General features: G+C 48.4%; 10 protein-coding genes and 1 pseudogene. 2 read left to right on the top strand and 9 right to left on the bottom strand.

The genetic code is table 11. The annotated features are described in order from the left end of the window. Window positions 1-278 (top strand): annotated as a pseudogene (locus B2X65_RS05125) (hypothetical protein); the annotation flags it as partial. A 142-nt stretch (window positions 279-420) separates the two neighbouring features. Here the strand turns inward: B2X65_RS05125 and B2X65_RS05120 are convergent. From B2X65_RS05120 to ffh, 9 genes are all read right to left on the bottom strand, one after another. After that, on the bottom strand, window positions 421-795 hold the full coding sequence (locus tag B2X65_RS05120) for a hypothetical protein (protein ID WP_290611082.1): 375 nt from the start codon (window positions 793-795) through the stop codon (window positions 421-423). Window positions 796-1044: 249 nt separating this feature from the next. Further along, a complete protein-coding gene (tyrA, locus tag B2X65_RS05115) occupies window positions 1045-2181 on the bottom strand; it encodes a bifunctional chorismate mutase/prephenate dehydrogenase (protein ID WP_290611081.1) in 1137 nt (378 codons plus the stop codon). A 1-nt stretch (window position 2182) separates the two neighbouring features. Next, complete coding sequence (locus B2X65_RS05110) at window positions 2183-3241, bottom strand: 3-deoxy-7-phosphoheptulonate synthase (protein WP_290611080.1); 1059 nt, start codon at window positions 3239-3241, stop codon at window positions 2183-2185. 239 nt (window positions 3242-3480) lie between these two features. Then, a complete protein-coding gene (locus tag B2X65_RS05105) occupies window positions 3481-4122 on the bottom strand; it encodes a DNA-J related domain-containing protein (protein WP_290611078.1) in 642 nt (213 codons plus the stop codon). 38 nt (window positions 4123-4160) lie between these two features. After that, window positions 4161-4520: a 50S ribosomal protein L19 gene (gene rplS, locus B2X65_RS05100; RefSeq protein WP_290611077.1), complete on the bottom strand. Its 360-nt coding sequence runs from the start codon at window positions 4518-4520 to the stop codon at window positions 4161-4163. 22 nt (window positions 4521-4542) lie between these two features. Continuing rightward, a complete protein-coding gene (gene trmD, locus B2X65_RS05095; protein ID WP_290611076.1) occupies window positions 4543-5319 on the bottom strand; it encodes a tRNA (guanosine(37)-N1)-methyltransferase TrmD in 777 nt (258 codons plus the stop codon). Then, the gene (gene rimM / locus B2X65_RS05090; RefSeq protein WP_290611075.1) at window positions 5319-5855 is read right to left on the bottom strand and encodes a ribosome maturation factor RimM; all 537 of its coding nucleotides are present in this window, start codon (window positions 5853-5855) and stop codon (window positions 5319-5321) included. Before rimM ends, trmD begins: the two co-directional genes overlap by 1 nt. Window positions 5856-5882: 27 nt before the next feature. Beyond that, the gene (gene rpsP, locus B2X65_RS05085) at window positions 5883-6134 is read right to left on the bottom strand and encodes a 30S ribosomal protein S16 (protein ID WP_046554096.1); all 252 of its coding nucleotides are present in this window, start codon (window positions 6132-6134) and stop codon (window positions 5883-5885) included. Window positions 6135-6270: 136 nt separating this feature from the next. After that, a complete protein-coding gene (gene ffh, locus B2X65_RS05080; RefSeq protein ID WP_290611073.1) occupies window positions 6271-7638 on the bottom strand; it encodes a signal recognition particle protein in 1368 nt (455 codons plus the stop codon). Window positions 7639-7795: 157 nt separating this feature from the next. On the opposite strand from ffh, the gene B2X65_RS05075 reads away from it, so the two are divergent. Next, window positions 7796-8602 carry a cytochrome C assembly family protein gene (locus B2X65_RS05075; protein WP_290611072.1) on the top strand — a complete coding sequence of 269 codons (807 nt, stop codon included), beginning with the start codon at window positions 7796-7798 and terminating at the stop codon, window positions 8600-8602. Window positions 8603-8651 lie beyond the last annotated feature (49 nt).

Below are 8651 nucleotides of genomic sequence, written 5' to 3'. Positions count from 1 at the left end.
GCAGTACCAAACTACACCGAATAAACCTGTTATTGCTACTGAGCAATTTAGCCTCATTAGTATTGATATTGCTCGGTGTAGGACTGACCATAGCCAATCAGCAACGCCGGTTCCAGGCGAACAGTTATCGTGACAGACGAGTCTTGTCGTTTCACTCGCTTGGGTTAAGGGCGGTAGCCAAACAGGTGATGTTTACAACAGCACAGTGGCGCAATACTTTGCGCCACTGTAAACACTTGCTGGATAAGACGAGTTACAACATTGAATGGGAGGGTTAAATTCGTGGGGATCCCTCAGGATCTGACCCCATTTATCCTATTGATTTGCTATTGATTTTTAGTTAATAGTTTTGTGGAGACACCTCAGACTCCAACCCCTTTTTCACTCAGTCTCTGACCCTATTGATGATTGGAGAAAAAGCTACTTTACAACAATAATAGAAACTGTAGCTACACACAGAATAGCCATTAAAAAAGATATTAAATTATAAATCATAACTTCTTTATTAACTTGGCTTATGTCCATGCTACTTCTATCAGGGTAGTATTCTGCCTTATCAAATTTTATTAGCCTGCCAATTAGATAGATTAATAACCCTACAACAGCACAAATAGGTAAGAAATATTCAAAACTATTAAAAATCTTCAAAGCTAAGTAAAAATTAACAGGCATTGCTAACAACGCCCAGAAAATACCTTCCTGGGCTCCAGTAAAGTACATAGCAAATCGAGGTGAGTTCTTCTGTGTTGTTAAGTGAGCCCCTCGCACGTAAGCTTTATAAATTTTAAATAACATATTTGTACCTTAATCATGGTTCATATTGCACTTGGGGTCAGGTCTTGCTTTTTGCCACTATCCTGCTAACCCAAAAATAATGCAAATCAAAATAACCTTCGAGTGTTTTTAGTGTATAGCTAGTAGACTTCTATCCTGCTTTTAGTGGTTCATTGCTCGCTTCATACCAACAATCACCTTCAGAACAGAAATCAAAGCAGCTAGAAGCAGCTTTGGAGGGATATGAGACAAAACCTTTCCGGAAACAAACTAACTGCGGCTATCGGCTGCTTTCTGAAGTAACTGCTTACTTTCTTGCAAAAACTGGCCGGCAAGTTCGCCAAAGAACTGCTGACCTTTAGCAAACTGAGCCATCAGCCCGGCTTTATCCTGATTTTTTAACAATTGCAAAAGCTCGCTAAAGCGTTGCTGATAACGCTCGAGCAAGGCGGTGACATCGGCTGATGACAGCATAATATCGGCATACAGCTCAGCATTCTGGGCGAATAAGCGCCCTACCATGGCCAGCTCTAACCGGTATATCGGCGAGCTTAGTTGTAACAGCTGCGCTAAATCAGCCTGCTCTTCCGCTAAATGGCTGCCGTATACTAAGGACGAAAAGTGGCGCATGGCCTGAATCAGTTGCATCGCAGTGTCATGCTCAGCCGCGCTCTGGCTGGCCAGCTCTGCGCCCCAAACCCGCAGCTGTTGCAACAGCCACTGATATTGCTCGCTGTAGCGGCCATCACATACCACTACGACTTGTTTTACCAGGTTGGTAATATCGGGTCCGAACATCGGGTGTAGCCCCACCACCGGGCCGGAGTGTTTGGTGAGCATCGCGCTTAATGGTTGCTGCTTAATACTGGTAATATCAGCCAGCACACAATTACCTGACAAAGCCGGCAGCTGGTTAATGACTTGCTCAGTTAACGTAATCGGCACCGCTATCAGCACCAGTGCGGCATCAGCGCATAACGTACTGGCATCTGGCCAGTCACTCTGCTCCAGCACCACTACCTGATAGCCAGAGCGCTGAAACAAACTGACAAAGCGCTGGCCCAGCGCGCCGGCGCCGCCAACCACTACGACTTTACCGCCGCCTGGTCGACAACAGACAAAGTGATTTTCCTGTGTAGCATAAGACTCGCGCATGATCCGGCGCAGCACATCCTCGACCAGTTCGGGGGAGACCTGCTGTGCCAGTGCCTGCTCGCGCCGGGCACTAAGCAGCAGCTGTTCGCGCTCAGGTACATACACCGGCAAGGCAAACTGTTGTTTAACCTTACCCACCTGAGCAGTGACCTTAGCCCGCTCTGCCAGTAGTTGCACCAGTTGGCTATCAATAGCATCAATTTGGGTTCGCAGCGGCGCTAACTGCTGCTGCGCCTGTTGTTGTTTGTCCATGCTAGGCCGCTGCCACCAAACGTTGCATTTGCTGGTGCAAACTAGCCAACAGCTCCGTGGTGGTTTGCCAGTCGATGCAGGCATCGGTTACCGACACACCATAATGCTCTGCTTTGCCATTGGTTAAGTTCTGACGGCCGCCAAACAGGTGACTTTCCAGCATGATACCAATAATAGCCTCAGTGCCAGCCAGTCGTTGCGATAACACCGCCTCAGCTACTGCAGGCTGGCGGTTATGATCCTTATTCGAGTTGCCATGGCTGCAATCCACCACGATACCGTGCGGTAACTTTAATTTATCTAACTCGGCTAACGCGGCATTAATACTGTCAGCATCGTAGTTAGGCTTTACCCCGCCGCGCAAAATAATATGGCCATCAGGGTTGCCGGCGGTTTGCACCAGGCTGACTTCACCCCGCTGGTTAATCCCAATAAAACTATGACCACTGGCCGCCGACTGCAAGCCGTTTAGCGCCACATTTAAATTACCGTCGGTGCCGTTTTTAAAGCCAACCGGCATCGATAAACCACTGGCCATTTCGCGGTGGGTTTGCGATTCAACCGTACGGGCGCCTATCGCCGCCCAGCTGATCAGATCAGATAAATATTGCGGACTGATAGGATCCAACGCTTCAGTGGCAGTGGGCAGTTCCATTTCAACCATTTTTAACAATAGCTCGCGGCCCCAGGTTAAACCGGTTTCCAGATCAAATGAGTCGTCCAGATGCGGATCATTGATAAAGCCCTTCCAGCCGACGGTAGTGCGGGGTTTTTCAAAATAGACCCGCATCACAATATATAGACTGTCGATATATTGCTGTTGTAAGGCTTTTAACTTAGTAGCGTACTCAATGGCCGCCACCGGATCGTGAATAGAACAGGGCCCCGTCACGACTAGTAAGCGCTTGTCGCGGCCATGGACAATATTAGCAATATCGGTCCTGGCGCGGGCAACAAAATCAGCGCCCTGCTCTGATAATGGCAGCACTTTTTTCATTACCGCCGGTGGGCTTAGTGGCTTGGTCGCCACTATTCTTAAATCATCGACAATCTGGCTCATGCGATCTCCATGGGTAGGCTGATGTGCTGGTGATTAAGCATAGATAAAAACGACGATAACAGTGGTCAGACGCCTTGATGTAAACTTAATAATACAGCACGTAATTAATTAAATACGATTTATGCATAGTAGAGATCTTGATTGGCAGCGTCAACCCGCTACAGACCAATAAATACGAGATAAGGAAGATTTTTTGTCAGGAAAATAATCGTAAACTATTTAATACGGAATAATACGATTTAATGGAATTGCCGCAGTAACTGCTGATAAGCCTGCTGAATCTGTCTGAATTTCTCAGTATGACCACTGGCCCGGTCCGGATGAAATAGCAGAGCCTGAGTTCGATACGCCTTTTTCAATTGTGCCTGACTAAAGCCCGGATGCAAGTTTAGCAGCTTTTGTGCCTGCTCCGTCGATAACACAGTTTCAGTTACTGCGCCTTTACTAAAATGCTGCCAGAACTGCCGCAGGTAGCTATCGAGCAGCTGCTCGCTCATCGCATAAAAGTTGTGCCAGTTACTGTAGTATTCAGCCTTGCTTTGGTTGTCATCGTGCTCCGCCATAGGATTAGCAGTCTCACGGCAGGCGCTAATCAGCGTAACCTTCGCCAGACCAATGCTTAGAAACCCTTCGTTTGCACTACGCCACTCGGTTTGCAGGCGATACAGCAAATGATACAACACAAAGTGTTGCTGAAAACGTTGCAGGTCATGACTCAGTTCGGTGTCAGTGGTTAATTTAAGCCCTAAGCGGGACAGTAAATACTGCTCAGTAAGGCTGCGCTCTGGCGCATCAGGTATGGCGGAGAGGATCAGGCTTGCCAGTTGGTTTTGTAACAACTGGAGTGCGGGTTCGGTAAGGGGCGGCTGAATAGATGACATAATAAAAAGGCCGGCAATCGCCGGCCTTTAAGGTTTGCTTAGTTAAGCTTTTCGCGGATACGCGCTGATTTACCTGAACGATCGCGTAAGTAGTAAAGCTTAGCACGGCGAACCGCACCACGACGTTTAACGGTGATGCTGTCTACCAGCGGGCTGTGCGTCTGGAATACACGCTCAACACCTTCGCCATTAGAAATTTTACGGACGGTGAAGGCTGAATGAAGACCACGGTTACGCTTAGCGATAACTACGCCTTCAAATGCCTGCAGACGGCTTTTGTCGCCTTCTGTTACTTTTACCTGAACTACAACAGTGTCGCCCGGCGCGAACGCTGGAACGTCTTTCTTCAACTGTTCATCTTCAAGCATTTTGATGATGTTTTGGCTAACTTTGCTCATAACAATCTCACTTTACCTGGAATTAACTATCTTGCTGCTGCAACGCCTGGTGTTCCTGCTGAAACTCAGCCAGTAATTTGCGTTGCTCCTTAGTCAGAGCCAGGGGTTTTAATATATCTGGCCGTCGTAACCAGGTCCTTCCCAGGGCCTGTTTCAAACGCCAGCGTCTGATTTCTTCGTGGTTACCGCTCAGCAAAACTGACGGCACCTGTTTATTGGCTAACACCTCAGGCCGGGTATAATGCGGACAATCCAGCAAGCCTTCAGAAAATGAATCCTGCGCTGCGGATAAGTCGTGCCCCAGTACACCAGGTACTAAGCGAGAAACTGCATCAATCAGTGTCATCGCCGGCAACTCGCCCCCACTTAACACGTAATCACCCACTGACCATTCTTCGTCAATTTCGCTTTCAATTACGCGCTCATCAATGCCTTCGTAACGGCCAGCTACTAACAGCAGCTTGTCGTGCGCGGCCAGCTCAGCTACACCTTGTTGATCTAACTTACGGCCTTGCGGCGATAAGTAGATGGTGTGAACCTTGCCCCCTGCAGCCTGTTTAGCTGCCCGAATTGCTTCGGTTAAGGGTTGAGCCATCATTAACATGCCCGGACCACCACCATAAGGCCGGTCATCAACAGTACGATGCTTGTCCGTGGTAAAATCCCGCGGGTTCCAGCAATCTAACTGCATAATGCCCTGCTTTACTGCACGGCCGGTTACCCCATATTGCTTTATTGCATCAAACATCTCTGGAAATAACGTCACGACGCCAAGCCAGAGTTTAGAGTTTTCCTGCATTAAAACGCCGGGTCCCAGTCAACGATAATTCGCTTTTCAGCCAGGTTGACGCTTTTGACCACTGTATCGGTTAAAAACGGCAACAAACGCTCTTTTTTACCAAATGCATCTGTACGGTTGGCTTTAACAACAATAACGTCGTTCGAGCCTGTTTCCATCATGTCCGAGACTTCACCTAAGTGATAACCTGCTTCGTTTACTACGGCCAGACCCATCAGGTCTTTCCAGTAATAATCGCCATCTTCTAATGAAGGCAGCGCCTGCGACGTTACCGCTATTTCAGCGTTAACATAACGCTGAGCGATGTCCCGATCACTAATGCCGTCCAGTTTCGCTATCAGGCCATTGCTATGGCGCTTCCAGCTTGCAACCTGCACCGGTAGCCAGTTACCCTGCAATTTAATTTGCCAGGGTGTATAGTCAAAGATCCCTTCCGGGATATCAGTGTAAGCAACCACCTTAAGCCAGCCATTAATGCCGTAAACGGCACCAAACTTACCAAGGACAACTAAGTCTTTGTCGTCTTTGTCACTCAAGGTTACTACTCCACACTAATTTGCTAATTAAGCAGTTGCTTTCTTAGCGGTTTTTACCAGGTTTGCAACGCGGTCACTTAATGCAGCACCTTGTGCTACCCAGTGATCAACACGCTCCAGGTCCAGACGCAGTTTCTCTTCAGTACCGCCAGCGATTGGGTTAAAGAAACCCACGCGCTCAATAAAGCGGCCGTCACGAGCAAAACGGCTGTCCGCTACCACAACTTGGTAAAATGGACGCTTTTTCGCGCCACCACGTTGTAAACGAATAGTTACCATACCGTCCTCTAAAAATAATCGTTCAGGTTTTAAAAAATAATAAAGCCCCCAGTCAGACTGAAGGGCTGCTGCATTGTACGGATTTTTGCTGCAAATGCAAGGCATTTCAGGCTTTACAGCGAGTCCGTTGCCTTATTCAGCGTGGGGGTAACATGCCCGGAGGCAGTTTGCCGCCCATACCACGCATCATTTTCATCATGCCGCCTTTACCAGACATCTGCTTCATCATTTTCTGCATTTGCATAAATTGTTTCAGCAACTTGTTGATATCCTGTACCTGGCAGCCAGAGCCGGCGGCAATTCGTTTTTTGCGTGAGCCTTTAAGTAAGTCCGGGTAATTGCGCTCCTTCGGCGTCATAGAGTTAATAATGGCCTCCATCCGCACGAACTGTTTATCATCCAGCTGACCGGCGGCGCCGGCCGGCAGGTTTTTCATGCCAGGCAGTTTATCCATCATGGACATCATGCCGCCCATGCCACGCATCTGCACCAGCTGCTCCCGAAAATCCTCTAATGAAAAGCCTTTGCCTTTCATCATCTTCTGAGCCATTTTCGCGGCTTTTTCTTTATCGACTTTCTGTTCCAGATCTTCAATTAAGCTCAGCACATCGCCCATGCCTAAAATACGCGAAGCAATCCGGTCCGGGTGAAAGGGCTCTAACGCATCGGTTTTTTCACCGGTGCCCAAAAACTTAATTGGCTTGCCGGTAATATGACGGATAGATAACGCAGCACCGCCGCGGGCGTCACCGTCTGTTTTGGTTAAAATAACGCCGGTAAGCGGCAATGCCTCATTAAAAGCCTTTGCCGTATTTGCAGCGTCCTGGCCGGTCATCGCATCGACCACAAACAGCGTTTCTATCGGTTTTACCGCGCTGTGCAACGCTTTAATTTCGTCCATCATATCGCTGTCGATATGCAAGCGGCCGGCAGTATCCACCAGCAATACGTCAAACATCCGGGTACGGGCGTGGGCTATTGCTGCGTTAACAATAGCAACCGGCTGCTGGCTTAAATCGCTGGGGAAAAACTCTACGCCCACATCTGCCGCCAATGTTTGCAGCTGCTTAATAGCCGCTGGCCGATAGATATCAGCCGACACTACCAGTACTTTTTTCTTTTTACGTTCTTTTAAAAATTTAGCCAGTTTGGCGACAGACGTGGTTTTACCCGCGCCTTGCAGGCCAGCCATTAACACTACCGCCGGCGGCTGAGTGTTCAGTGTCAGCTCTTCATTCGCTTCGCCCATCGCGTCTTCTAACGCTTTACGGACGATTTTCAGAAATTCCTGGCCCGGCGTCAGACTTTTGCTGACTTCCAACCCAACAGAGCGCTCTTTCACGTTTGCAACAAAGTCACGGACCACCGGCAAGGCAACGTCGGCTTCGAGTAAAGCCATTCGGACTTCGCGCAGGGTGTCTTTAATATTGTCTTCTGTCAGCCGGCCGCGGCCGCTGATATTTTTTAAGGTTTTACTTAATCGATCGGACAGGTTCTCAAACATTTTTATTACCCGTATTCATTTATTGCAGCGATTATAACGCAGCCAGAGTGTTACGTCAGCCGCTTATCACGTGCTAAAGTGACCAGCCATAACTGCTGGGCTTACGCAAACAGTTACCCTACAATAGTCAACACACTGAAAAACAGGATTGTTAATAATGACCGGACTGCTTCCTCTTTTCGCTTTAGCGGCCTATTTGCTGGCGACAGGCTCAGTATTGCTGCGGTTATTTCACCCTAAAGGCCCCCATTTTAAATTAATGTTCAGTGCCGGCATGGTGGGGTTGGTGCTACATATGCTGGCGCTGACTCAGACCCTGTTTACTCCCGAGGGGCAGAATTTCAGTTTAATGAATGTCAGCTCTCTGGTGTGCTGGCTGGTTACCGTTGCGGTTACCGTTACCGCGTTGCGCACACCCACAGTGCTATTGTTACCCGTGGTGTATGGCTTTGCCGCGCTGATGCAAATCGCCATGCTAATGACTCCTCAGGATTTACAGCTACATCACTTTGAACAGAACATCAGTTTGCTGGTGCATATCACTATCGCTTTTCTGGCTTATGTGGTGCTTACCATGGCAACCTTGTATTCTTTTCAGGTCAGCTATATCAGCGCCAGGCTCAAGCAAAAAGATATTACCCCGGTAAGCCAGTACCTGCCGCCACTCATGCAGGCCGAAGCCATTCAGTTCAGGCTATTAATAGCCGGTACCGTGTTACTGGGTATCGCACTATTAATTGGCATGCTGTTTATTGACAACTGGCTGGGTAAAGCCAACTTACATAAAACAGTACTTAGCGCATTGGCTTTTCTGGTTTTCCTAAGCTTGTGCTGGGGCCATGCCCGAAAAGGCTGGCGCGGCAGAACCGCCATTACCCTAACCGTAATAGGCACCAGCTTACTTACCCTGGCTTATTTTGGCAGTCGCTTTGTTAAAGAGGTGATAATTGAAAGGCTTGGTTGAAATTAACGGTTTTTGATAGCGCCAGGCGTTAAACTGCTGTTAAGATGCA

Origin of the sequence: Arsukibacterium sp. UBA3155 (genome assembly GCA_002364615.1) — a bacterium.
GTDB lineage: Bacteria > Pseudomonadota > Gammaproteobacteria > Enterobacterales > Alteromonadaceae > Alishewanella.
The sequence above is the reverse complement of the archived record's forward strand: the minus strand, read 5'-3'. Positions and strand labels throughout refer to the sequence as shown.

Excerpts from the sequence above, each read along its gene's own strand:
- B2X65_RS05120 (WP_290611082.1), bottom strand. The coding sequence starts at position 795 with ATGTTATTTAAAATTTATAAAGCTTACGTGCGAGGGGCTCACTTAACA.
- tyrA (WP_290611081.1), bottom strand. The coding sequence starts at position 2,181 with ATGGACAAACAACAACAGGCGCAGCAGCAGTTAGCGCCGCTGCGAACC.
- B2X65_RS05110 (WP_290611080.1), bottom strand. The coding sequence starts at position 3,241 with ATGAGCCAGATTGTCGATGATTTAAGAATAGTGGCGACCAAGCCACTA.
- B2X65_RS05105 (WP_290611078.1), bottom strand. The coding sequence starts at position 4,122 with ATGTCATCTATTCAGCCGCCCCTTACCGAACCCGCACTCCAGTTGTTA.
- rplS (WP_290611077.1), bottom strand. The coding sequence starts at position 4,520 with ATGAGCAAAGTTAGCCAAAACATCATCAAAATGCTTGAAGATGAACAG.
- trmD (WP_290611076.1), bottom strand. The coding sequence starts at position 5,319 with ATGCAGGAAAACTCTAAACTCTGGCTTGGCGTCGTGACGTTATTTCCA.
- rpsP (WP_046554096.1), bottom strand. The coding sequence starts at position 6,134 with ATGGTAACTATTCGTTTACAACGTGGTGGCGCGAAAAAGCGTCCATTT.
- ffh (WP_290611073.1), bottom strand. The coding sequence starts at position 7,638 with ATGTTTGAGAACCTGTCCGATCGATTAAGTAAAACCTTAAAAAATATC.
- B2X65_RS05075 (WP_290611072.1), top strand. The coding sequence starts at position 7,796 with ATGACCGGACTGCTTCCTCTTTTCGCTTTAGCGGCCTATTTGCTGGCG.